Source organism: uncultured Slackia sp., assembly GCF_959608125.1.
In the GTDB taxonomy this organism is placed as follows: Bacteria; Actinomycetota; Coriobacteriia; order Coriobacteriales; family Eggerthellaceae; genus Slackia.
Window position 1 is genome coordinate 1 of the sequence record NZ_CAUHPG010000008.1, and the last position, 23489, is coordinate 23489.

A 23489-nucleotide genomic window follows, 5' to 3' on the forward strand; every position below is an offset into this window, starting at 1 on the left:
CGCCGCCGTCATTTCCTTCCGCTCCTCGACTCGATGTAGGCGTCCACTGACGCCCCCGACACCAAGAGCTTCCTTCCGAGCCTGTACGAGTCGATCCCTCCCGACCAGATGAGGTCGTACGCCTTGCTCCGGCTCGCCCCCATGTACTCCCGCATCTCGACCACCGCCATCCACTCGTCGCGGCCCCGGTTGCCCTCGGGCGCGGCGCATTTCGTCGCGTTCGCCATGGCTGCCTCCAATCTTTCCGCGCCATGCGCCTGCGCGGTCCCGTGTGCGTTTTCGTCTGCGCGACGATTGAACCGCCTGACGGCGATTTGCGCGCCTGACGGGAACGGAGACGGGTCGAGCTGGTCGGGCCTTCATGAAACGGCCATGAGCCGCACGCCTTAGCTGGCTGCTAAGTCCCTGAAAAATAAGAGGCGCCCATGCGGGCGCCTGCCTAGTAGCTGGAGTTGTTCGGTTGTGGTCGAAATGCTCGTCTTCCGCGGTGCTGTCGTCCGGGGTCCGGCATCTGTCGTTCGCCCCTTCTGTCGTGTTTGCTGTTGCGTGTTCTGCGAGCGACCTCGCGCAGGTTCTTCAACCCGTTGCCTCAAGTACACCCGGATAAATGGTACCCATCCGTTGAGACGTAGTGTGGCTAATAGGGTGTTTATGCTGCGGAGGGATGGACGAACGGCGAAACTGGTTTTATACCGCCCATCCAAACTATTTCGGATGATTCTATTAACGTTTCAGTAGCATGTCGCATTCATATAGACACGCGCAAAACAGGACGATCCTCGCACTGAATAGAGTCTAAACATTGAGCTTGATGCCGAAATCAGCAACTCTCGACAAGAATCTCTCGTTATCATGAGTGGAGAGAAGCTTATTTTGCGTATAACCTGCATATTCAATACTGTTTATTTCTTCACGTCCGCGATACTTGCCAGCTTCCTCACCCTTCAGGGTGGCACTGAAAATTACCTGATTGGGAAGATCTACAAACAGAGAAAGCACGCGCTCCTCTCTCCCAGTCGATAGTTCTTCAGCACGAAAAGAGTCAATAACAATAGGCAATCCGTGATGTATGTGCTTGGCGAGTGAATAGGATTTTGCGAGGAAGAACTCGGTGGCCTCGCTTCCGATATAGGGGCTGTTGTTGGTGGTAAATAGGTCCGTGTAATCTTCGACGACATCACTTTCATTGATCGTGCGGCGCACATCATTCATGGTGGCAAGCAGTGTCGCATTGAAAGCTGCCCTGTCCTCGCTAAGCTCTTTATCGACAGTTTTTGCCTCTTTGAGCTGTTCGTCGATACTGTCAATTTGATCCGAGATATCGGTTATTTCTCGATCAATTGTTTCAAGGTCGGCGTAGTCCTGACGTGCGGCAAAAATATCCTCTAGGGTTATTTCCCTAGAATCCGCAAGGTTATTGAATTGATCCTGAAGCTCACGAATTTCCAGGTCGAGCTCTTCAATCTCTTTTTGATATGCGTCGATTTTGCGCTCGATGCTCAGGAGGATTTGCGACCTCATCTCACTCGTCGTTATGTCAAATACATAATCTGATCCCGGAAGCTTGTAACCAATCTCATCCGATCCGCAGTTCATGCAAATCACGGAGCCGACCTTGATTTCCCGATTTAAGGAATTTAACTCCTTCTTTATCGCCTGATTTTTGGCTCGGCGAGTATGAGCATGGTTGCGCTCATTCGTGAGGCTGACTATCGAATTCTTCAGGAAATTGAGTTGCTCGATAAAACGAGCGGTCTCTTCTCTATTTGCTGTTGGGCTAACCACGGCAAGCGAGGTTCCAATTTTACGTAGTGACGATGCCTGCTTGGCAAGCTCTTCTCTTCTAGTTTTAAGAGTACTCCTCTTGCTCTTGAGGTCGGCAATAGATTTCTTATCTAAGGTACGAGCATCTAAGCCCTTTAAGGCATAAACCATTTCCTTGAAGTCGTCTTTGTTGAAATAGCTTGTGCTAGTACGTGCAGTGCTTCTGCCCGCCTGAGGAACGAAGGCAATTTGAGTATAGAGAGGAAGCCCCACTATTGTTTGACCACCATCCTTAATAATAGTGGGTAAAGGTGAGATATGGTCGTTCCAGAAAACATCAAAGTCACCTGAGCTTTCGATTGGGGTAATCGTTTCTCCATCCAGGACGACAAACGAATCCCTGCTTCTCAGTATGGAAAGCTCGCGTCCATCAACTTCGAGATCAACAATAAAGAGATATTCTTTGCTTTTGAAGCTTGGAGGGAAGCGTGCTTCAGATCCAAGTGCATACATTATTGCCTGCATAACGATGGTCTTACCAACATGGTTTTCATCACTAGAAATGATGTTCACGCCAGTGATTGCGAAATCATCCTGGATATAGGATTCAGTCTCGTTGCCTATGTATACGGTTTTGATGCTAATCATGGGCGAAGTCCATCCTTAATGGTCGCAATAAAGTAGAGGTGAGATCTCCTGGTCAGCTGAGTACAGGAGGTTAAGGAACCTTCGTCGATTTTGCTATAAATCTGCTGTATATCAGCTTCGGGGTCATCTTGAATGATGCCTACAATTACGTCCAGAAGATGCCAGAAAGCAGCAAGGTTGTTTTTATCAAAATACTGAAGGCAAAGTTCATTTCTGCAGTCTTCCTCCACGTCTTCAATTCGCATTTCCGGTGGAAGCGAATTGAGATAAGGTCGGAAACTGTCGGGAGATTCTTCTGTCAGAAAGCTCATATTGAGGAGACGCTGAATTACCAGCAGACGAATCTGACGAGTTGACATGGTACGTCCGAAATCCATGACAGCATCAGGTCTATCTATGACTCTTCCAGCTATTCCGGCACGGTTTTTGAGCGATGACTGTTGGTCGCGTATCGCTCCAAAAATACCAAGAAGGGTCCGCTTGTCCGTTAAAAGGACAGAAGAGTTGTGCGCAAGAGCGCGGATGTACTCGGTCTCGTCCTTCTTTGCTACAACGAATCTAACACAGCTCAAAAAGTCGTCAATGGTGTCGTCATCGATCAGCTCGTCGGGAATGTCGTTGCGTCTCTTTTTGCACGCCTCGATGAGATGCCCACGGACGCTCGCCTGCGATTTTGGCTTCAGATGATGAAATCGAAATTCCGTAAGCGTCGGATCCTCGAGCGTGGTTGGTGATATGCCCCCGACAAACAGGGTAAGCGTGTCGAAGTACTTTGAGAAATCGCTTGCTCTGTTTTCGAAAAGCGTAGCTAGATACTCGCCCAGCCTTGCTGGGGTTATTTTAGTTTCGCCCTTTGACTGCACATCATGAAGGGTAATGCATGAGTTGTCCATTCCTGTAACGTCATTAAAGCAGTCGATGGCGAACAAGTCGATTTCATCGCGTTCAGGGGCAAAACACATCATATGCAACAAAGCGCAGGTTTCCGCCCTGTTGCCACTGGGAGTCCCTCTTTCTGTCGAGATGAATTTATACGTCATTTCAATTACCTGCTAGTTAGTTGACGTGCCTTGAGCGTATTATAACGGAGCGATACGGCACAATACTGGAGAGACGAAAGGACGCCACCGAACCTTTGACGAGAGCTAGCCACTTGCGACAATTCTATTGGTCATATCTATTTTGTATCATTTCTGACCTGCGGAAACGCAAGGCTGCAAAGCCACTGGCTACGATTCATCTCGGGCCGCGGTCGTCAAATCGATTATTCGATGGATCTGGCTCCCGTATTTGAGTGTTTTGAGCCTCAAAACCATCCCGTTTTTACCCCCGGGACAAAAACGAAACTGCGGGCTTTCGGGTGCCGAATAGTTTTATGTGTTGTCCCACGTTTTCTCCCAAACACCTACACGAAGTGACGCGGCAGGATTTGGCGATATGGCGGTCAAAATCGATGGCCCAACTGGAGTAGACCGGAATGACGCCACGGCAAACGAGCGTAAAAGAATGGAAATAGATTTCAGGGTTTTCCGAACACAAAACCCCAGTTCAGAGCCTTGCGGAAATCGCCTGCAAGGCTCTTTTTACCTAAACGATCACAGCAAGCGCTCTGGCGCCATCACAAGCTGCGCCCAAATTGCCCGAACCACGCTTTCAGAAGCAAAGAACGAATAGGATTCACCTATTTTAAAGAACGAGCGACAGACGCTTGGCATCGAACGGTTTACCACGACCACCATTGTCGTCAAAACTCGAGAATGAAACCTGGTCAGCATCGGGAACATCGATGCCGCAATTATGCATCAGTTCGACTACCTCTTCGACAAGCACAATGCTCTCGGAACCAGCACCAGGAATCGAGGTATATGCGTAAACCTCTTCCATGTCTATCAGGTTTCTAAGGATATGCGCCCAATCATCGCCCATGTCGGCATAGAGCTTCTTTAACTGCTTGAAACCATCCTCGTCCAGCCAAGAGAACTCATCGGGGTCATAGGCATCAAATTTGTAAATGCATTCGGGAAGCAGGTCCATTACACGGTCAGACCAATCACCCCACATAACGTCTTCGGCGATGCTCCAAAGGTCCTTAAACACCGGCCGCCACTCGGCATTCGGCCTCTTCGCCAGAGCATAGCGCTCAGCACACATAATCACGTAGGCCATGCGTCCGCGCAGCGAAATGGCCTCAAACGAGTTGGTCATGACCGTCATTCTCCAACCAGTGCAGCAAGTCCTGCAATGTGAAGAATCATAAAGCATGAGGCCTTCCCAGGCACAGGAGGGAAGCCCATCTCTGTGAATCGCCCTCTCGAAGTTCCGGGCTCAAAACCAACCGAAGGAAAGGTACCCATGGGCGGAAATTGCCCTGAAGAGCCTGTCGGCGTTGGCGCCCGCCCCGACGCGCCCCTGGCAGAAGCAGCCGATCGGCTGGTGCCGAGCCTTTAGATGTTTAACGCCTAGACACTGCTTGCACCCAGACGGCGGCAAATGGGCAAAATCCCGCATGCTATGAATCTAGACAACTCACAGCATGCGGAAACCCTCCCTATTTGTTACCAGCGGATGCAAACAACGTCTTGGCACATAACATCTAGTACGTTATCGTCCATGTTCCGTCGGCGCTGACAATGAAGAACGCCTTCGGTTCGTTCCATATAACCGTTCCGTCGTATGCTCCAATTTCGTTGACGAGAAGGTCCGATTTGTTCATGCCGATGGCCTTCACAACAAAATTCGATTCGCCATCATGGGTGAATTTGACTTTTGAAATTGCCTCCGCATCTATGCCTACAACGCTGTCGCCAGTGAACGCGCTTCCGCTTTCGGCCCTGTTCATGGATAGCATAGGCGAGAAGGTTATGCTCCACGGACCGCTTGCGCTCACCTGAATCATGCTTGCGTTCTTGTAATTGAGATAATCGGTGACAATTCCTGCATATGGGGCAATTTCATTAACGAGCAAATCGACCTGTTTTCCAGATGCATCCATCGTCTTTACGGCGAAGTGACCGCCTCCGTTGTTGCTTACATTCATGATGCAAGGGCTACCGGCACACGGTATGTCGATAACGTCATCGCCAGACCCATCTATGGTTACAGGCTCGAAGTTGCCCATAGAATTAAGAACCTTATCGAGTTCGCCCAAAACGCATCGCCGACGGCATCTGGATTAAATGAAATACTATTGATTACGGCATCCTTGACGTCGGCACACACTGAATCTTCCGTCTCACGCGGTCCGTAGTTTATAAACAGATCAATCGAATATCCCTGGTCGTTGTATCCAACCAGGTGAGTGTATGACCCACCTTCTTTCGTCGTTGTGGACATAAGAGTGTATGTTGTGCCGCCGTCCGACCATGTCTTCTCCGTTTGGTACTCGGCACCGAGGATTGTCGGCCCCGCGATAAACTCTTCGACGTTGCTGCACCTATCGTCGTTATATACATGGATCGAAAACACAGACGATGGCGACGGCCTGAAAGAGTAGCCCACTTTCCCGTCTTCGTTTACCGCCTTCCATTCGGGCGAGACCTTCATGCTTACGCCTGCGAACGAAAAATCCTTGGTTATGTTTGCGCTAATGATCGGAGCATTAAGCTCTTGCTTTTGCTTGGGCTGTTCGACGCCATTAGTCTCTGTCGATTCGCTTGCGCATCCAGCAAGTGTTACGGCCATCATGGCGGCAATGATTGCAGGCGCTGCTTTTCTCATCGTTAATCCTCCCTTTTCCTAGCTGTTGTGTGCCGATAGGTTGTTTACACCGACGATGCGCGACATGGAGGGCAGGCCCCCGCACGCGCCGTGCGGGGGCTCCCAATTATAGTGCTCCATGAAGGCGGGCAGGGCATCGGCCCTGCCCGCCTCGCCGTCCCGCGCCCTGGCGTACTGCCATTCCTGGGCCAGCGTGCGGTTCATGCGCTCGACCTTGCCGTTCTGCCAAGGGCCGTAGGCCCTCGTGCAGACATGGCGGGCGCCCTCGGATTCGAGCAGCGCGTTGAACTCGCCGCTGCGGTAGCCCGGGCCGCCGTCGGTCATCACGCGCTCGACCCGCACGCCCACGCCCTCGAAGAAGCGCAGGCAACGGCCCATGAACGCCGCGCAGGGCCCTTGCGCTCGTCGGGCAGCAGCTCGGCGTAGGCGACCCTGCTGAAGTCGTCGACGGCGACGCGTAGGCAGGACGCGCCCGCGCCCCGCGCGGAGCCGCGGCGGCGGACGGCCTCGGCGACGCCGAGGCCGGATCTTATGCGCGAGACGAGTGTCTCGCGCCCCTTCGGGGTGAGTTTTGCGGTAGGATGCTGTTCCACGAGAGGTCTCCTTCGCTATGAACCTAGACAACTCACAACCCTTGCTGGCAATAGCGGCCACATCGAATACGCCCTCACTGAATGGGTAGGCCCGCAGAAGCCGACAACCGCAACACCATGAAGGACGGCATCGGCAGCAAGTCAAAGATTGAGACCGCCATCAGGGACAGGATTGCAGAGCGCTCCTACCGTGAACTCTGCAAGCTTGAGTTCGGCTATGCGACACCGTATAGCACCTCTGGCCACCTACCCCATCAAGCGGCTTAGGAAGGCTTCCAGGCTCACCCAGGACGACCTTGCCAAGGCTGCCGGCGTAAGCGTCTTCATCGTTCGCGGCTACGACCAGGGCAAGCGTAATCCCAACGACGAGCAGCGCGCTGCCATTGCCAAGGTTCCAGGCGTGCCGCCCGAAGTGCTTACCGACCCCGGCATCACGAACTCCAACGAGGCATTCCATTTCATTAGGGAGTTCGCGCACATCTACCAGCTGGCTCCGCAAATGGACAACATTAGTCCGATTATTACGGAGGACGGGAATCTACCTACCTCTGGCTTGCCTAAGAGGCCAAGCCTCATGAAACTGTTCAAAGGCTGGCATTTCGCCTGGATCGAACTCAAGGAAACCGGCGATGCCGAGAAGTACCTAGACTGGCAAGACCATTACGAAGGTTAAGGTGATCCGTCCAATGAATACGATTTCCCTTCGCAATTGCAAGAACTTCGATTCAGCGACATTTTGCATCGAGCAAGGAAGACTCAACATCAAATACGCACCCAACGGAACGGGCAAGTCATCTATCGCAGATGGTATTCGTTACGCAATTACGAATAATCCTGCTTTGCTTGAATCCATTACCCCCTTCAAGCACAGAAATAATCCCGACAGTCCTGCTTTCGAATCATCAGGTCTTGACGTCTTTAACAGCGTTGAGGTGTTTGATGAATCCTACGTTAGCGATGTCGTGTTCGCCCAAAATGAATTGTTTTCGTCAGGATTCGAAGTATTTGTGAAATCCCCTGAGTACGAGGAAACGCTAAAACGGATTGATGAGCTTCTTGGCCAAGTTCAAGAAAAGCTCAATGGAGACGCTCTTCGAGACCTTGGAAATGCACTAGGGGTCTTCTCGACCAACGTATGCGGAAACAGCGGCCTGACCAACAGCAATCAGCTTCGCGCTACGGCTCCCGCAAAGAAAGGGTTACAAAAGGGAAATCCTAGAGTTGATATTCCGGCGCAGTTCGAAGTCTTCCGCGCCTATATCGATTCTGACAGACTGTCTCAATGGACAAAGTGGCACGCGAATGGTCACAAAATTCTTCTCGAAACCGACGATCGTTGCCCATTTTGCGGGCAGGAAATAAAGGAGCTGAGTTCTTTGCTTTCGGCCGTAAAGAACGAGTATGTCGCGGCGAATGCAGACAACCTTGACAAGGCAACAGCCGGAATTGTTGCTGCCAACGATTATCTTCACAACGATACTATCGAAATGCTCGAAAACATCATTCAAACCAACCAGCCTCTCACCACAGCACAGGGAAAATACCTCTCTGAGGTCGCAATCCAAGCCAACACGATTGCCGACAGCCTAAGGAAAGCAAGGAGTCTTTCATCGTACTTCAATCTCGCAAAAGCTGGAGGAAATCTCGCAGAGACTATTGCGGATTGCGCGATTGACCTCGAATTGCTAGCACATTTCAACTCTGACGAGATGAGGCAGCTCGTTAAAGGCTACAACGAAGCGCTGGCAAACGCAGCGAAAGAAGCAAAGGTTCTATTTGGCGTAATCAACAAACAAAAGAAAAAGTTGGCTGACGCCCTGGCCGGATACGAAGCTGAGATTAATACCTTTTTCACGAGTGCTGGTTATCCGTATACGGTAAGCATCGTAGTGTCCGATGAAGGACAGTGCAGTGTGAGCTTGATTCACACATCCTCATACCAAATTAAGAACGCTGGCAATACCTTGAGCTACGGAGAAAGAAATGCTCTTGCGTTGGTCTTCTTTATGTACTCAGCATTATCAAATAACCCAGATCTCATAATTTTGGATGACCCCATCACTTCGTTCGACGGGCACAAAAGATTCGCACTGTTGCATATGCTGTTCCTGAAAGACGACTGCAGCCCGAACTCTCTGAAGGGTAGAACGGTTATTCTCCTCACCCACGAATATGGTGTGGTATTCGATGTTGAACACACATTGAAAAGCGAACTTCAGCCCTTGGCAAAAACAACGCTACTGCACATTGCAAACGACACCATAAGTGAAACGATTGTCGAAAAAGACGATATGAAACCGGTGCGCACCCTGTACCAAGAGCTGGCGAGGAGCTCGCATCACCCGCTTGCACGTCTCGCTTATGCAAGAAAGCTAATCGAGCTCGATGACTCCAAAGGACTTGAATGGGACTATCTTTCGTCCCTGTTCCATCACAGAAATGCTCCAGCCAAGAAGGACGGAACGTTGCTCAACGAAGAGGAGACTAAAGCGGCAGCGGCGAAAGTCGAGCAGCTAACGGGAGAATCGCCCAACTATACTTCGTTGATTCAACAGGTGACCAGTAAGCAAGCCATGCTGGAAGCCTTTCAGAAGTGCTCGTGCCGCTACGAAAAACTACAGATTGCTCGAATCGCCCTAGATGGAGAGAATGTCGACAGGGTTTCAAAAAAGATGCTCGACGAGACTCTGCATGTGGACAATGGTTATATTTTTCAGCTCGACCCGAGAGACTTCGAGACCGTGTCCGATAGCATCATCCATCGCTGCGAAGACCTTCTGTCCCAATCAGACTGACATTAGCCACGGTAACGGTTTTTGGCTCACAAGGGAGCCGGTACCCATTTGGTTCCAAACCAGACGAAAGTATCCACCACTAGAGCAAACTATATAAACTGCATCGAGTGGGAGTAAGCCGACAGTGCTTTGACCTGCACTTTTGAGTATCACGCCGTAGTGCTGAGGTTCGTTTCGCATATGACTCACGGTAAAACCGCCAGCGACATTGGCGATTAAACTCGATTATCGAGCCTCCGTCCCGAGTTAGGACGGAGGCTTTTCGGGCTATAGGACAAAAAGTGTGTCCGATTTCGGGCGTTGACGCAGGTCAGCGCCCGTTTTTTATGGAAAAAGTCGTGGGAGTCGACTTTCCCGCTCGGACAAAAAGTGTGTCTGGATATTGACGTATCACCAGGTCATGTAGTGAAAACCATGGCAAAAAGTCGGTTTTTCCGAAGGAGTGCCATGGATAACAAGAGACGCCCGTCCTGCGGGTCGGCGATGAAGAGGAACGGGAGGACCAAGGCGGGGTCGCAGAGATGGCGCTGCGGGAGCTGCGGGGCGTCCTCCGTCCACCGCAACGACACCTCGGCGCGCGACCTCGCGGCGTTCGTCTCCTGGCTGCTGTCGAAGGACTCGCAGGGCGACATGCCGGGTCGCGGCCGGACGTTCCGCAGGAGGACGGCGGCGTTCTGGGGGATATGGCCGATGCCCGAAGCGGTCGACGAGGTGCACCGCGTCGTGTTCGTGGACGGGATATGGGTGGCCCGGGACGCGGTGGTGCTGATCGCCTGCACGGAGCGCCACGTCCTCTCCTGGCACCTCGCGCGCGCCGAGACGAGCGCCGCGTGGAGGTCGCTGCTCTCGAGGGTGGCGCCGCCCGACGTCGTCGTCACCGACGGCGGCAGCGGATTCGCCAAGGCCGTCGCGGCCGAATGGCCCCGCACCAGGGTGCAGAGGTGCGTCTTTCACGCGTTCTGCCAGGTCAAGCGCAGTTTTGCGCTAGGGCGCTAGGGAATGAGGGCCCCGCAAGCGTAGACAACTCACAGCATGCGGGACCCCTATTTGTCACCACTTGGATGCAAGCAATGGCTTGGCATCAAGAAGCTAGCACATCTTTTCTTTTGCGATCTGAAGGCCAATTGCATGGGGGATGCCAACAACCAAGGCGTTACCCATGCAAAAAGCACGATGGCCATCGGTCATTTTCTTTCCACCCACTTCGTCAGCCGTCCACCCTCTAGGAAACATCTGAATCTGGTCGAGTTCGTCAGGAACAAGGCGTCTAATCCTGCCGTTTTCAGCATAAATGGCATGCTTCGTCCTACTGGCGCCCCTACCCCCTTCACCAGTAAGAATGGTTCGAGCCGGCGAATGAAGAGGGTCGGGCCATGCCATTGCGCCTTCGGTGTAGTTGTAGACAAAGCCTTCGGAAGTAGTGCGCTTTTCCTTCTTAGCGGATCGCTGGTACTCCCACTTCGGCAAATCCGCTTCATCGATAAAGAACTGGCTTGGAACCTCGCTGTCGGGAACGCGAATGTCGGCAAGCGTCATCTGCGGGCCATCATAACTAGAGTGAACCTTACAGCTAAACACCTCGCCGCCCTGCATGCAGCCAGCATTTTGGAACGGGCTTTCCTTCTTGCCGACACCAAAGTCACGAGAAATCTCATATGGCTCGGGAGTGACATCCACGACAGTTTTGCGGGTAGCGCCGGGAAGAACAGGGAATGCTTTAGCAAGGATACCCGAAGACACCACTCGCTCCTCGAGATCCCATTTGTCATCAGTTAAAACGCCGTAGATATAGGTTCTACGTCGCTTCTGGGGCATGCCGTACTCAGCGGCGTTTATAACTCGCCACTCAACAGAATAGCCTTCGTCCGCAAGGCAAGAAAGGATAATCGCGAAGTCGCGGCCGCGCTGCTTAACGGGGCTTTTAAGGAGCCTATCAACATTTTCAAGCAACAAATATTTAGGCTTCTTAAGGTGCAGCATACGATAGATATCCCACCACAGAACACCTTTTTTCCCCTCAATGCCCCCAGAGCGCGAAAGAGGCTTCGCAACACTGTAATCCTGGCACGGAAAGCCGCCGACGAGCATATCGAAATCGGGAATCTCGCGCTCACCCATCTCGTATTGGTTGATCACCTTGTTGATGTCTTCGTTGATGCAGCTACCGACTCCGAACCGCGCTTCATAGCAACGCCAGGCGAACTGCTTAGCATCGGAACCGTCCGGCTCCCATTGATTGGCCCAAATGGTCTCGAACGGACCGGCTGCGGGCATATCGAATTCCGGGTGTTCGGGGTCATGGTATCCGTCCAGCCCCAGACGAAAGCCGCCTACGCCGGCAAAAAGCTCGGCAACTCTAATCTTTCCTGTGGTCATGGGTGCTCCTTCGCATTCAATGAACCAAAAGATGACATTTTCTCACAGTGCGGACGAATGATCAATATTGACTTTGCCGTCGGTGCATCTCTGGAAAGATCCTTAAATCCAATCCTCCTCCGCCATGCGCATGGCAACATAGGACCCTTTGACCCAAACCTGCTGCTTGTACATCCTCACGCCATTTACGCACTCAGGTTTATGGGTGCTATCGCCACTGGTGCCGCGCACGAAAACGAGCCCCTCCCTCGACTTTGGAAAGTTTGGCGCACTCTTCACGACGCCCGTCCTATTAACGATAGGCTGCCCGGTCCTCTTATCATAGGAAACCACGTCGATAAGCTCATCTTCCACAATGAGCTGCTTGATTCGACACCAAACCCGCTCGACCTCGTTTTCGATGAAGGCATCATCGAACGCCATGCGTTTAAAGCCCAAAAACACATTTTCCGTAAGCGGCGCGGAAATGCTCGGCTCCTCGAAAACCATGCAGAGAAGCTGGTTGTTGGCAAAGTACTCAAGGAACAGGGATTCGTCGAAATCGGCTTCGGGCGTAAATTCCTCAAAGTCGATAGTGAAAAGTTTCATGTCTTCTGTACGAGCGCCCGATTCGGTCAGCGCGATGGTCTTCGGCTTGAGGCCGATCGTCGCAAAAAGCTCGATAGAGCCCATCTTTCCGCTCGCGCCGAAGGCCCTGGTCACGAATTGCTCCGCGAGATTCTTGTTGGACTTCTTGGGGTCGTAATGAACACCCATCTGCTCCGCCATGTCACCGAGCCTCTTACCACGATACTGCTCGGCAATCTCATGCAGCTTTAAGTCAATGGCAGCGTAGCTCGTATAACTTTTCGGAAGCTGAGTGAGACCTTCTCCGAAATTCTTACGAACCATAGAAGTAACGGTTGACCTCTTGAGTCTGAATCGAGGAGGGTTTGGATACTTGGGGGCAGTATCAATGAGAAGCAGGTCTTTCCTCAGGGCGCTCGACAGCTTCGGATAACGTTCTTTCCGGGACTCCTCATCGGGAAATTCATCTCGAACCCGCCTCACGAAACTCCTCACAAGCGTCCAGTCGTTTTTCAACGTCTCGCGCTCATCGTCCGTGAACTCATGGAGCTGATACCCCTTAATTGGAAAGTCGGCATATCCAGATGCTGGCACGGTCTCCTCCGAGTCATAGAGGTAATAAACGATGAGCATCCGCTCTGCTTTGTGCCAAAAATTGGAAGTCTCGAACTCTTCGTCGGCAATGCTGCCAAGAGAGACGGCCGTAATAGACATCGGCTCCTTTGCCTCAAAACCCGACGTCTTCTTCGAAAGCCTGAGGCCCGTAGTTTTCAATTCCGTCTCCCTGCCATCGATGACCAAATCCGGCTCCTGAGCTGAGTTAGCAGGGTATCCGATCACCGACTGCTCAATCACGTCGCCAGCGATACCAGTAACCTTGGGATTAGTTTTCGTAATCGCAAAAACATCGGCGATATCGACCTCCCCCAGAGTCTTCTCGAGGCTACGCTCGAGCTTCTCCTCAAGGTCGGTCCACGTTGTATGATACTGGCACGTACCCAATGTCTCCTCCTTAGAACAATTCATATTCTAAGGCCCGAGAAGAAAAGTTCGGTAAACCCATTCGCGGATGATGAGCGTTCGAGCACTCTCGCTTGGCATAATCGGCCAGCACGTTACAGCCGCTTATGACCTCAATCGATTGCAATTTAACGCAGACCTAAACAGACGAAGGCCAAAAGCAGGCACCAACCGCAACTCCCTCGGAAGTTAAAGGGTTTGGCGGGGCTAACGCAAAATACAATCAGGTTCATCGATATCAGACAAGTCCTCCCGCGATGTCCGTCAGCGCCTTTACCCGCGACTCAATTTCAGCAATGACCTTGCGAAACTCCTCGTCGCTCTTTCCCGTCGGGTCTTCCAGGCCCCAGTTGTCGTCGAACGGCCTTCCGATGAACGGGCAGCCCACATTGCAGCCCATGGAAATCGCAATGTCAGGGTCGGGAATGTCGCAGATCAGCTTGCTGCGCTGCCCTTCCGCCTCCATGTCGATGCCGTAGATTTCCTTCATCAAGCGAACCGCGTCCCGGTTGATCTGCGGCTTCGTTTCGGTTCCGGCGGAATAGCTTTCGAACGCATCGCCCGCGAAGCGCCGCCCGAGCGCCTCGGCGATCTGGCTTCGGCAGGAGTTGTGAACACAGATGAATGCGACCTTCTTCATTTCGTAAACCACGCTTTCGATTCATTCGCCGTTTTCTCAGGATTGTACGCTCGCGAGCGAACGATGCCGCCACGCCGCGCATCGCCGACGCCGCCGAGCAGGCGGCTCCCCTAGAACCAATGGTCGTACATGCGCCGCAGGAAGCTCTTCGTCAGCGGGTACTCGTCCGATTCGGGGAGGACGGAATCGATGCCGCAGCGGGGGCAGAGCGCCGTGTCGCCACCTTCGTCCTCGATCCACTCCTCTATTTCTTGCGGGTCGAAGATTGCCAGGCAATAAAAGCATCCGCACCTGTCGACGCGCTGCAGCGCCTCCCTGTTGCGAATGCATCGCGCATGGACGTCCAGGACCAGCTGGTCCACGCCGTCGTCTTCTTCCTCTTCGGGGCAATGGTCGCGCCTGAATAGCCAGTTGAACATGACCGCCTCCAAAAACGTTCCGCGTCCGAATCCGCATTCGAACCACAGCATACGGCCGCGCAGGGCCCGCCTCCCGCAGTTCGCAACCGCCCTCTTCCGCTCGACGGCTGCGAACAGCCCTGATATCCGCAGGGCCGCACGCGGCTCCAATTAAGCCTAGAACTCGATCTTATATACGAAGTGCTTCTTTTCCTCTTTCTTGAGACCGGAAGAAAGCGAACCGCCCGCCTTCACCTTCGCAGCACCAAGGCTCGCATCGATCGAGCTGGCAAGGTCGATGCTGATCGACGAAGAAGTCGAGGCGGTGATGTCGATGCTATACGAGTTCAAAACCCCGCCCGCATTGGGATTGCAGCGCTTCTCGATAAGAGAAAGAATCTCGTTGTCGTGAGCAAACCATTTCAATTCCGGCCTTCGGGGCGTTGCCCCGGGCTCGAACGACTCGCTCATGACGATATTAAGCGTCTCGCTGGAGGTGCAGTTCGCATCGAGCGATTGAGAGACATCCGTGGAAGCCCGCTCCTTGCCGACTTTCGCCTGCACATGAGAATTCCTCGAAGCGCCCACGGAACCGAACAACCCCTTTTCCTGATGCACCTCGACGCTGCAGTGAACGCGCCCAGAAGGCACGCGATGTTCTTCAGCTCCGTCAGCTGGTCGCGCTTGCATATCTTCAAATAGTCTTTCACCTGAAGATAAAGGTCCGATTCAAAGGGATGGCGGTAATAAACGCCGCCGCACATAGGCCTCGGGCTGAACCTGACATTGCTCCTGGGAACGAACTCTTCGTACATGAAAATGATTTCGGGTATACGGCGCGTGTTGAGCCAGCCGATCGCCCCGTCGCAAACCTCGACTCCCTTTCGAATGTCCTCGTCCGCGATCACGACGAGCTTCGGCATGTCGAAATCCGTCGAGAAATAATCCTCTGCGAACAAAGGGTTGTACAACCGTTCTTTTTGACCCCTGATCGCACGCGCCGCCTTTTCGGATGCGGCCGCAGCACCGGAAGATATGGCAGTGCCTGCAGCGCCCGCCGCAACTACGGCTTTGCCTTTGACCGCCCCTGCCGCCTCGGCAATTGCGCCCTTCGCATTCGACGCGCTCTTGGTCAGCCCCTCTGCAATTTTCTTACGGTTGGTTTTCAGCGCCATATGAGCCCCCTTTGAAACTGTCCCTTAATTTAACCATAAAGCGCTGTGTAAAAATCGCGAATAGGACGCGGCGCCCCGAATGGCATCTGCAGCTATTCCCTGCATGCGGCGACCCTCGCCCGAAAGCCCCGCCTCCACGCACCGCATCGGACGCCTTACTTGAAATACCCGACTTCCGCAGGGAACTCCCCGTCCAATTGAATTCGCAAAGCGACTCTGCGAATGAGTTCCCACGCCTGCACGTCTATCCCATCGCCGTCAAAGCAAGTAGCGTTCGAACAGTTCGTCACCTTCAAAGACCCCGCGGCGATCATCTTTTCATAATCGACGTTTTCCGCCGACCTTATAGGGACCCCGTTCGGATAGCGCTTCGTTTTCTTCGGAACGTATGCGGACGCGATCGGCCGTAGTTCGATGTATATCTCGCCGTCTTCGCGGGGGTCGTTGTCCCGCCTGTTCAGGTTCGTGCATGCATACGCGTAGATGGCGCTTTCGCCGTCGCTCAGCACAAGACGGGCCGCACCTCCATATCCCAGGCTCACAAGGCACGCACCCCTTTCAACATCAAGCGACAAAATAGCTGGAGCGGCAAGGTCTGGCATTGACCGCACGCAAATGACGCCCTCCTCGCCGTCGCCTGGCGAACCGCGACGATAAAGCACACAGAGAGCCCTTCTCGCTCGTCATTTATAGAATACGTCGAATTCAATGTGGTGAATTTGCGCGTCGTCCGATCCAGCATCGATGGTGGCATGGTCGGCATCGGTCACTTCGGCCCATACCTCGTAGCCATCGTTGATCTTATCGACGATCAACATGACGGCCTCTTCCTCTTCTGGAGTAGCACGCCAGGGAATATCGCAAAGTTTATCGCCATCCGAGGTAACCACATCGAGCCAGGCCGCGTCTTCCGGAATGCTCGAATCCCGTTCGAAATACAAAATCGAACCAGGACCCAACGCCTCACGCTGCATCTCGACGGGATCAGGGCCGAAGATAGACTCGTCGTCTTCGTCAATCCATTCCTTAGGCCAAAGATAACCGTATCCTATTGTCTGAACGCTAACGAGGTACTTCTTGCCAGAATCGGAAGCCTTGGCAAACGAGGGCTTGATAAAGAAAGCACCGAAAGCCGATGTGGCCAACACGATAAATCCTCGGCGGGTCAACCCTGATTCTTCTCGACCGTCCATGAGCGCTCCTTTCCGCATGAGCTTCTAATTGCAGACAAGCGGAAACCGTCGAGGGCACCGCCCCGTGCCTAGCATAGCGCAAGCGAAAACATCGGACAGTATCATTGAAGCAGCCAACCTGCGCAACGTGAACGGTAAAAGCTACGTCACGCCTGTGAAGTCGTAGAATCCGTGGGGTTCGTGCTGGGCGTTCGGCATCGTTTCCATCATGGAAAGCAACCTGTTCATGCGGACAGGCGGCATCGATGCGAACGAGGTCCAAGCCGAAAGCCAAGAAGCCCCCGATCTCTCCGAACCTTCTTGGCCTATTTCTCCCACACGGCCATGCCTAAGAAAACGCTTCCGCTGTTCGGCGCCGCATCCCAGACAGGCGAAGGCACTCCAGCAATGGACGACGCATATCCGCTTAACGCCGGCTGCTACTCCATCGATGCCGTGAGCTCGATTCTAGCCTCGGGCGGACGGCCCCTGGAAACCACCGCGCCCTACCGAAACGACGAAGGCGACGTGGCCTCCTGGACCGACCCCCTGACGGGCTTGAATTCCTGCTATTCACCGGAAGGAACCTGGTCGCTCGACGAAGACGTGCGCACCGACCGAAGCAATCGCGCCGCCACCGTCGAGCCATGCATGGTGCTGTCAGGCCCCCGGAATCTGCAGCTGACGAACGACGGCGCGGTCGTCGCCGGCGCGGTCGCCCCCGAATCGATCGACGACGCTCGCAGAAAAGCTACTCGCGCTTGAGCAGCTTCGTGTTCGCAAGATAGAGAGCCACGACCAGCACGAGGATCGAAACGGAGAAGATGAGCGTGTGCATGGGATCGTCGTGGTACAAAATGATCAGCCTTATGATGGCGGTGATGCCGATGTAGATGAAGTAGCGCAGCGGGAAATGAAGGCCCGACTGGTAATACTTGGCGATCAGCGCAAGAAACTCGAAATAGAGGAACCAAGTCACGATCGAGCCCAGGATTTCCGCCCCGCTCAACTCGTGTGCGACGAATACGAGCGAGATGAGGTTCCAGGTGCTCATCAAGAGCAGCACCGAAAGAATGCCGCCCAGAATGAATAGCACGCCTGACAAAAACAGCTGCATGAGCCTCGAAAGCAATTCAGGGTCCACCAGCCCCTTGAACGCAATCTGGTCCTTCGTCGCCTTATCTTCCATGTCTCCACCCTCCAACGATTCGTGCGGGCGCGCCGAACGCATGGGCGTCGGACGCGCGAAGCGTGCGCAGAGCGCCTGATCGCAAGCGAAGCGGCCTGATGCCGCGTGCGCTGCGTCGTCTTCCCCTTGGCGCCTCTCTGCAACGCTTGTAAATGATACTATATCAATAGCATTTTAAAGCACGAAATGCCGCAGCGCGCCGCTCGATTTCCCATTGACAAGAAACTCGATGCGATGTACTGAAATATGTACCGCAGAATCAAGCGATAGGAGCATTATGGCCATCTACGCTATGAGCGACATCCACGGATTCATCGAACCCTTCGAAGAAGCCCTCGCGCAGGTCGACCTGAGCGACGAAACGTCGCGGCTGGTGTTGCTGGGCGACTACTGCGATCGCGGCCCCGCAAGCCTCGACGTCTACCGCAGGATCATGGGGCTTCAGGAAGAATTTCCCGGCCAGGTGATCGCCTTGCGCGGCAACCACGAGGAAATGCTGCTGGAATACATCGACATGGCACCCTCCGACCTGGGGTTCACGCAAGGTTGGATCCTTGCAGACGTCAACCTGAAAACCGCGCAAAGCTTTCTGGACGAAGATGCTTTCGCCGAAGTGAAACACCTGCTCATGCGCAGGAAATTCGAGGATGCGTATCTTCTGACGACCGATTACATGAAAACGCGCCACGCCGACGTCATCCGCTGGATCCGCCGCCTTCCCTATTACTACGAAACGGAATTCAAGCAAGTGTTCTGCCATGCGGGGATCGACGAAGAAGCGGGCGACCTGTGGCGCGTCGGAACGCCCAAAGAATACTTCACGTCTATGTCGCCGTATTACACGGGCAAGCATTTCGAACTCGACGTCATCGCCGGCCACATCAGCACAGAATTCGTCTCCGAGATTCCCAGCTACCACGACATCTGGTTCGACGGAGCGTCCCACTATTACATCGACGGCCAGACCGTCGTAAGCGGACGCATTCCCGTTTTGAAATACGACGAAGCAACCGGCACGTATTCAGGTCCCGGGCTGTAGCCGCCTCAAAAAAACGGCACGGTAGCGGCCGTCAAGCTGTGCCCCGATTGCGCCGCGAACGTGGCACAATCGGGGTGCAACGACCCCGGCAGAAAAGGAGACCGCCATGTGCACCGCCGTCAGATTCGCCGACCAAAACGGAGCCCTGTTTTTCGGGCGCAACCTCGACTGGACGGAATCCTACGGCGAAGAAATCCTGGCCACGCCGCGCGGCTTCGCCTATGACTACGCGCTGGGGGCAGCGCATGCCGAAGAGCCCCATGCCGTTTTGGGCGTCGGCTGCGTCATGGGCGGCAGGCCGATGTATTTCGACTGCGCCAACGAAACAGGCCTCGCCGTGGCGGGCCTCAACTTCCCGCGCTGCGGAGCGTTCCCGCACGAACCCGCCGAAGGCATGTGCAACGTTGCCACCTTCGAATTCCCCTTGTGGGTAGCGCGTAACTTCGCCTCGACCGACGAAGCGGAGCGTGCGCTGGCCGACGTGCGGATCGTATCGCTCGTGCAACAAGGGCAGCCCGAATCGCTGCTGCACTGGATTATTGCCGACGGCGCGCGCAGTATCGTGGTGGAATGCACCGCGACCGGGCTGCATGTCTACGAGAACCGCGCCGACGTGCTGGCCAATTCGCCGGAACTGCCATGGCACATAGCCAATCTGGACAACTACCTGCACACGAGCAGCGAAAACCCGCAACCCGTCGCATGGGGCACGCAAGAGCTGCGCGCATGGGGCATGGGCGCAGGCATGCAGGGCATTCCAGGCGACCCGGGATCGCCTTCGCGCTTCGTGCGCGCGGCCTACGCCAATGCGCACCACCCCGCCAAAACAACGGAACGCGAAAACGTGGCGCGCCTCTTCCGCACGCTCGCGTCCGTGCAGGTGACGGAAGGTACCGTGAAATCCACCGGCGGGCGCTTCGAGAAAACCATCTTCACCAGCGGTTTCTCCGGCGCGACGAACACCTATTACGCGAACACCTACGACAGCTTCGAAATACGAGCCTTCCCGTTCGATAGCTTCGACATGGACGGCAGCGCCCTGCAGACGCGGGCGCTATACTGAACGCGACCACGCACACCCGCACAACGGCGCCCGACCCATCGAGCCGAATGACGCCGCTCGATCGAACGGAGGCGCCTTTTGTCCTGGATCGCAGCAGCATTCGCTTCGGCGTTTTTCGCAGGCATTACATCCATCCTCGCCAAATGCGGCATCAAAACCACCGATTCCGACGTGGCCACGGCCCTGCGCACCTGCGTGGTGCTCGTGTTCGCATGGATCGTGGCGGCGCTTTCGGGCCCGCTCGACGCCGTCGGCGCCATCAGCGCTCGCTCGTGGCTTTTCCTCGTGCTGTCGGGCCTGGCCACGGGAGCATCGTGGATCTGCTACTTCAAAGCGCTTTCCGCCGGCGACGTGAACAAGGTGGTACCCGTCGACAAATCGAGCACGGTGCTTGCCACCCTGCTGGCCATCGTGCTATTCGGCGAGACGAGCAACCTGGGCGTGAAGCTCGCAGGCACCGCAGCCGTCGCGCTGGGCACCTTCATGATGATCGAGAAAAAGCAGGGCGTAAGCGAATCGAACGACCGCACGTGGCTCATATGGGCGATCGGCGCCGCCGTATTCGCCGCGCTCACCTCGCTCTTAGCAAAAGTCGGCATCGAGGGCGTGGAATCGAACCTCGCGACCGCCATCCGCACCTGCGTGGTGCTCGCCATGGCGTGGGCTATCGTGGCCATGAAAGGAAAACTCGGCCAGGTACGCAGCGTGCGTCGCGGCGAATTGGGATTCCTGACGGCGTCGGGCCTGGCGACGGGCGCATCGTGGCTGTTCTACTACTACGCCATATCCGCAGGCCAAGTGAGCGTCGTCGTGCAGATCGACAAGCTGTCCGTTCTGGTATCGGTCCTGTTCGCCTTCTTCGCGTTCGGCGAAAAGCTCACGAAGAAAAGCGCCGCGGGCCTGGTGCTCATCGTGCTTGGCACCGCTGCGATGGCATGGTGGACCTAGCCGCCGAAAACCCGTACCGACCCGAAACGATGGGACTACAATAGGGACATGAGAATCTTCATCGCACTCGAAATACCTTCGCTCATGCAAGACGAACTGGCGGGGCTGGTCAGGCCTTTGCGCGCCTCCGTGCCAGGACGCTTCATTCCTCGCGAGAACTGGCACGTCACCCTGGCGTTTCTGGGCGACGTACCCGAAGCATGCCTGCCCGACATCGAAGACGCGTTGGACGAAGCGGCGAAAGGCATCGGACGCATCACGCTTGTCCCCGACCGACTGGGGAAATTCGGACGCAGCGCCGATGCGTCGTTGTGGCTCGGGCTGGCCGACGACCCTCATCTGAGCGCATTGGCCGCTCGCTTGCGCGAAGAGCTGCGCAGACGGGAGTTCCCCTTCGACGACAAGCCGTTTCTGCCGCACATAACCCTCGCACGAAGGGCGCGCATCCCCAAAGGCGACTTGCCGCCCCTGCCCTTCCCTGGGCCGGCGCTCGCGACGCGCGTCGCGGTGTTCAAGAGCACCCTCTCGCGCGAAGGCGCCTCGTATGAAGAGATGTACGGCATAGACCTCGAACCCGCGCGCTGAAGCCCGCAAGCCGCGCACGAACAGAACCACCGACCTCGCGATAAAGGAGAGCAGCATGAAAGCACTGGTGCATGACGGAAACGGAGCCATCTCGATCGAAGACCGCCCCAAACCCGAGCCCATCGACCCCGGCGACGTCGTCGTGCGCGTCACGCGCTCGACCATCTGCACCAGCGACTTGCATATCATCCACGGAGCCGTCCCTCGCGCTTTGCCGAACACGGTGCTGGGCCACGAGTTCGTAGGCGTCGTCGATTCAGTGGGAGCAGGCGTGGCCAAGCTGGCCGCAGACGACCGCGTTGCCGTGAGCTGCGAGACCTTCTGCGGCGAATGCTTCTACTGCAAGCGCGGCTGGGTGAACAACTGCATCCAGGGCGGATGGGAGCTGGGTTGCCGCATGGACGGCTGCCAAGCGGAATTCGTGCGCGTCCCCTTCGCCGATCAGACCTGCAGCGTCATTCCCGACGGCGTGACCGACGAAGATGCGCTGTTCCTGGGCGATATCGTGGCGACGGGCCAATGGGGCGCCGAAATCGCCGAGCTCGAGCGCGGCTGCAGCGTGGCGGTGGTCGGCGCGGGCCCGGTCGGCCTTGCCACCATGATGTGCGCGAAGCTTGCCGAGCCGGGTCGTATCGTGGCGATCGACATCGACGCGAAGCGGCTCGCGCTGGCGAAAGAGCACGGCCTTGCCGACGAGACGATCGACGCAAGCACGATGGACCTCGATGCCGTCGAAGCGGCCGTGCGCGACATGACCGACGGTCGCGGCGCCGATGCCGTGGTGGAGGCCGCCGGCGGACCGAACACCTTCGAAATGGCATGGCGCGTCGCCCGCCCCAATGCCGCCATAGTGATTTCCGCCATGTACGAAGGCCCGCAGACGCTCCCCCTGCACGAGATGTACGGCAAGAACCTCGTGTTCAAAACGGGCGGCGTCGACGCCGCGAACCTGGACGAGACCATGAAGCTCGTCGAAGAAGGCCGCATCGACACGAGCTGCCTTATTTCGAAGCGCTACGCCCTCAACGATATCCTGGAAGCATACCGCGCATTCGAAGCCCGCGAAGACGACTGCCTGAAAATGGTCATCACGCCGTGGGAAGAACGCTAGACGACAGGGCCTCATCTTCAAACCAGGCGACGGCTCGGCAAGGCGAACCGTCGCCATTCTGTACTTTCAGAGGGAAGCAGCCGAAATCGAAGAGTCCGCGGCCGCATTGATCGAGATTCGTCAGGTTCTCGATGTTGACGACGTCGCGGCCCGCAAACAGTTTCTTGTGCCGCGGAAGGCTTTCGTCCCAGATAGGATCGATCCCCAACACGTCGAAGCCGATGCCCTTGAAGCCGCGCTCGATCACGAAATCGAGAACCTCGTCATCGACGCAGGGATAGTCGCCGAAATACTCGGGAGAGCCCCACCGCGCATCCCATCCCAAGTTGAACAGTAGGAAATCGGCCTGCTCGGCCGCCTGGCCGCAGGCTCTGACCTGCTCCATCGTGATAGCATCACCCTCGCGCAAATCACGACAATCAACCACGATCGCCTTACCCATGAAATGGCTTACGGGAAGCATATCGATCGTCGTGCCGTCCGCGAAAATGTGAGCCGGCGCATCCATATGCGTTCCCACGTGCGTGGACATGCACAGCATAGTGGCGCGATACCCGTCCGCATCATACGACCCCGCCTGCGTAAGCCGCGGCGCATCGTCGCCGGGAAACACGGGCATGTCTTCGCGAATCGTATGCGTCAGATCGATCACTCTCATAAAGCCCTCCTTGAACGAGCGCGCACTACTC

General features: G+C 55.3%; 28 protein-coding genes. 10 read left to right on the plus strand and 18 right to left on the minus strand.

Annotation, left to right across the window (positions count from 1 at the left end; genetic code table 11):
* Nucleotides 1-8: 8 nt before the first annotated feature.
* The 3 genes from Q6E04_RS03725 to Q6E04_RS03735 form a co-directional block, all read right to left on the minus strand.
* Nucleotides 9-227, minus strand: a complete 219-nt coding sequence (locus tag Q6E04_RS03725; protein WP_303249462.1) for an excisionase family DNA-binding protein — start codon at nt 225-227, stop codon at nt 9-11.
* Between the two features lie 568 nt (nt 228-795).
* On the minus strand, nt 796-2412 hold the full coding sequence (locus Q6E04_RS03730; protein ID WP_303249463.1) for a hypothetical protein: 1617 nt from the start codon (nt 2410-2412) through the stop codon (nt 796-798).
* Nucleotides 2409-3452 (minus strand): hypothetical protein, encoded by a 1044-nt coding sequence (locus Q6E04_RS03735; protein ID WP_303249464.1) that lies wholly within the window; start codon nt 3450-3452, stop codon nt 2409-2411. Before Q6E04_RS03735 ends, Q6E04_RS03730 begins: the two co-directional genes overlap by 4 nt.
* A 397-nt stretch (nt 3453-3849) precedes the next feature.
* On the opposite strand from Q6E04_RS03735, the gene Q6E04_RS03740 reads away from it, so the two are divergent.
* Nucleotides 3850-4086, plus strand: a complete 237-nt coding sequence (locus tag Q6E04_RS03740) for a hypothetical protein (protein ID WP_303249465.1) — start codon at nt 3850-3852, stop codon at nt 4084-4086.
* Between the two features lie 12 nt (nt 4087-4098).
* On the opposite strand, the gene Q6E04_RS03745 is transcribed toward Q6E04_RS03740, so the two are convergent.
* The 5 genes from Q6E04_RS03745 to Q6E04_RS03765 all read right to left on the minus strand — a co-directional run bounded on the left by Q6E04_RS03745 (nt 4099) and on the right by Q6E04_RS03765 (nt 6722).
* On the minus strand, nt 4099-4617 hold the full coding sequence (locus tag Q6E04_RS03745) for a hypothetical protein (RefSeq protein WP_303249466.1): 519 nt from the start codon (nt 4615-4617) through the stop codon (nt 4099-4101).
* Nucleotides 4618-5005: 388 nt separating this feature from the next.
* Entirely contained in the window at nt 5006-5530 is a 525-nt protein-coding gene (locus Q6E04_RS03750) for a hypothetical protein (protein WP_303249467.1), read from the minus strand.
* Nucleotides 5509-6129, minus strand: coding sequence for a hypothetical protein (locus Q6E04_RS03755; protein ID WP_303249468.1), 621 nt, complete (start codon nt 6127-6129; stop codon nt 5509-5511). The genes Q6E04_RS03750 and Q6E04_RS03755 overlap by 22 nt, the downstream gene beginning before the upstream one ends.
* Nucleotides 6130-6147: 18 nt before the next feature.
* Nucleotides 6148-6507 carry an integrase core domain-containing protein gene (locus Q6E04_RS03760; protein WP_303249469.1) on the minus strand — a complete coding sequence of 120 codons (360 nt, stop codon included), beginning with the start codon at nt 6505-6507 and terminating at the stop codon, nt 6148-6150.
* Nucleotides 6453-6722, minus strand: a complete 270-nt coding sequence (locus tag Q6E04_RS03765) for a hypothetical protein (protein ID WP_303249470.1) — start codon at nt 6720-6722, stop codon at nt 6453-6455. Before Q6E04_RS03765 ends, Q6E04_RS03760 begins: the two co-directional genes overlap by 55 nt.
* A gap of 217 nt (nt 6723-6939) precedes the next feature.
* Here Q6E04_RS03765 and Q6E04_RS03770 point away from each other — a divergent pair, with 217 nt between their 5' ends.
* The 3 genes from Q6E04_RS03770 to Q6E04_RS03780 all read left to right on the plus strand — a co-directional run bounded on the left by Q6E04_RS03770 (nt 6940) and on the right by Q6E04_RS03780 (nt 10513).
* Nucleotides 6940-7395 carry a helix-turn-helix domain-containing protein gene (locus tag Q6E04_RS03770; RefSeq protein WP_303249471.1) on the plus strand — a complete coding sequence of 152 codons (456 nt, stop codon included), beginning with the start codon at nt 6940-6942 and terminating at the stop codon, nt 7393-7395.
* A gap of 13 nt (nt 7396-7408) precedes the next feature.
* Nucleotides 7409-9517: an AAA family ATPase gene (locus tag Q6E04_RS03775; protein ID WP_303249472.1), complete on the plus strand. Its 2109-nt coding sequence runs from the start codon at nt 7409-7411 to the stop codon at nt 9515-9517.
* 447 nt (nt 9518-9964) lie between these two features.
* A complete protein-coding gene (locus Q6E04_RS03780) occupies nt 9965-10513 on the plus strand; it encodes a transposase (protein ID WP_303249473.1) in 549 nt (182 codons plus the stop codon).
* A gap of 93 nt (nt 10514-10606) precedes the next feature.
* Here Q6E04_RS03780 and dcm read toward each other — a convergent pair whose 3' ends face one another.
* The 8 genes from dcm to Q6E04_RS03820 form a co-directional block, all read right to left on the minus strand.
* Complete coding sequence (dcm, locus tag Q6E04_RS03785) at nt 10607-11893, minus strand: DNA (cytosine-5-)-methyltransferase (RefSeq protein ID WP_303249474.1); 1287 nt, start codon at nt 11891-11893, stop codon at nt 10607-10609.
* 102 nt (nt 11894-11995) lie between these two features.
* On the minus strand, nt 11996-13462 hold the full coding sequence (locus Q6E04_RS03790) for a MutH/Sau3AI family endonuclease (RefSeq protein ID WP_303249475.1): 1467 nt from the start codon (nt 13460-13462) through the stop codon (nt 11996-11998).
* Nucleotides 13463-13718: 256 nt separating this feature from the next.
* Nucleotides 13719-14120, minus strand: a complete 402-nt coding sequence (locus Q6E04_RS03795) for an arsenate reductase ArsC (RefSeq protein WP_368656400.1) — start codon at nt 14118-14120, stop codon at nt 13719-13721.
* 110 nt (nt 14121-14230) lie between these two features.
* Nucleotides 14231-14590, minus strand: coding sequence for a hypothetical protein (locus Q6E04_RS03800; protein WP_303249477.1), 360 nt, complete (start codon nt 14588-14590; stop codon nt 14231-14233).
* A gap of 105 nt (nt 14591-14695) precedes the next feature.
* Entirely contained in the window at nt 14696-14989 is a 294-nt protein-coding gene (locus Q6E04_RS03805; protein ID WP_303249478.1) for a hypothetical protein, read from the minus strand.
* The gene (locus Q6E04_RS03810) at nt 14986-15693 is read right to left on the minus strand and encodes a hypothetical protein (RefSeq protein ID WP_303249479.1); all 708 of its coding nucleotides are present in this window, start codon (nt 15691-15693) and stop codon (nt 14986-14988) included. Before Q6E04_RS03810 ends, Q6E04_RS03805 begins: the two co-directional genes overlap by 4 nt.
* A gap of 155 nt (nt 15694-15848) precedes the next feature.
* Complete coding sequence (locus Q6E04_RS03815) at nt 15849-16295, minus strand: hypothetical protein (protein WP_303249480.1); 447 nt, start codon at nt 16293-16295, stop codon at nt 15849-15851.
* Between the two features lie 81 nt (nt 16296-16376).
* The gene (locus Q6E04_RS03820; RefSeq protein ID WP_303249481.1) at nt 16377-16886 is read right to left on the minus strand and encodes a hypothetical protein; all 510 of its coding nucleotides are present in this window, start codon (nt 16884-16886) and stop codon (nt 16377-16379) included.
* A gap of 300 nt (nt 16887-17186) precedes the next feature.
* Here Q6E04_RS03820 and Q6E04_RS03825 point away from each other — a divergent pair, with 300 nt between their 5' ends.
* Nucleotides 17187-17630, plus strand: coding sequence for a hypothetical protein (locus Q6E04_RS03825; protein WP_303249482.1), 444 nt, complete (start codon nt 17187-17189; stop codon nt 17628-17630).
* Here the strand turns inward: Q6E04_RS03825 and psiE are convergent.
* Nucleotides 17617-18054, minus strand: coding sequence for a phosphate-starvation-inducible protein PsiE (gene psiE, locus Q6E04_RS03830; protein WP_303249483.1), 438 nt, complete (start codon nt 18052-18054; stop codon nt 17617-17619). The genes Q6E04_RS03825 and psiE overlap by 14 nt on opposite strands.
* 277 nt (nt 18055-18331) lie before the next feature.
* Here psiE and Q6E04_RS03835 point away from each other — a divergent pair, with 277 nt between their 5' ends.
* The 5 genes from Q6E04_RS03835 (at nt 18332) to Q6E04_RS03855 (ending at nt 22800) form a co-directional block, all read left to right on the plus strand.
* Nucleotides 18332-19093, plus strand: a complete 762-nt coding sequence (locus Q6E04_RS03835) for a metallophosphoesterase (RefSeq protein ID WP_303249484.1) — start codon at nt 18332-18334, stop codon at nt 19091-19093.
* Nucleotides 19094-19199: 106 nt separating this feature from the next.
* Nucleotides 19200-20156, plus strand: coding sequence for a choloylglycine hydrolase (gene bsh, locus Q6E04_RS03840; RefSeq protein WP_303249485.1), 957 nt, complete (start codon nt 19200-19202; stop codon nt 20154-20156).
* Nucleotides 20157-20234: 78 nt separating this feature from the next.
* Nucleotides 20235-21104 (plus strand): EamA family transporter, encoded by an 870-nt coding sequence (locus tag Q6E04_RS03845; RefSeq protein ID WP_303249486.1) that lies wholly within the window; start codon nt 20235-20237, stop codon nt 21102-21104.
* 48 nt (nt 21105-21152) lie between these two features.
* Nucleotides 21153-21689, plus strand: coding sequence for an RNA 2',3'-cyclic phosphodiesterase (thpR, locus tag Q6E04_RS03850; protein WP_303249487.1), 537 nt, complete (start codon nt 21153-21155; stop codon nt 21687-21689).
* 55 nt (nt 21690-21744) lie between these two features.
* On the plus strand, nt 21745-22800 hold the full coding sequence (locus tag Q6E04_RS03855; protein WP_303249488.1) for an alcohol dehydrogenase: 1056 nt from the start codon (nt 21745-21747) through the stop codon (nt 22798-22800).
* Here the strand turns inward: Q6E04_RS03855 and Q6E04_RS03860 are convergent.
* Nucleotides 22778-23458: a cyclase family protein gene (locus tag Q6E04_RS03860; RefSeq protein ID WP_303249489.1), complete on the minus strand. Its 681-nt coding sequence runs from the start codon at nt 23456-23458 to the stop codon at nt 22778-22780. The genes Q6E04_RS03855 and Q6E04_RS03860 overlap by 23 nt on opposite strands.
* Nucleotides 23459-23489: the final 31 nt, after the last annotated feature.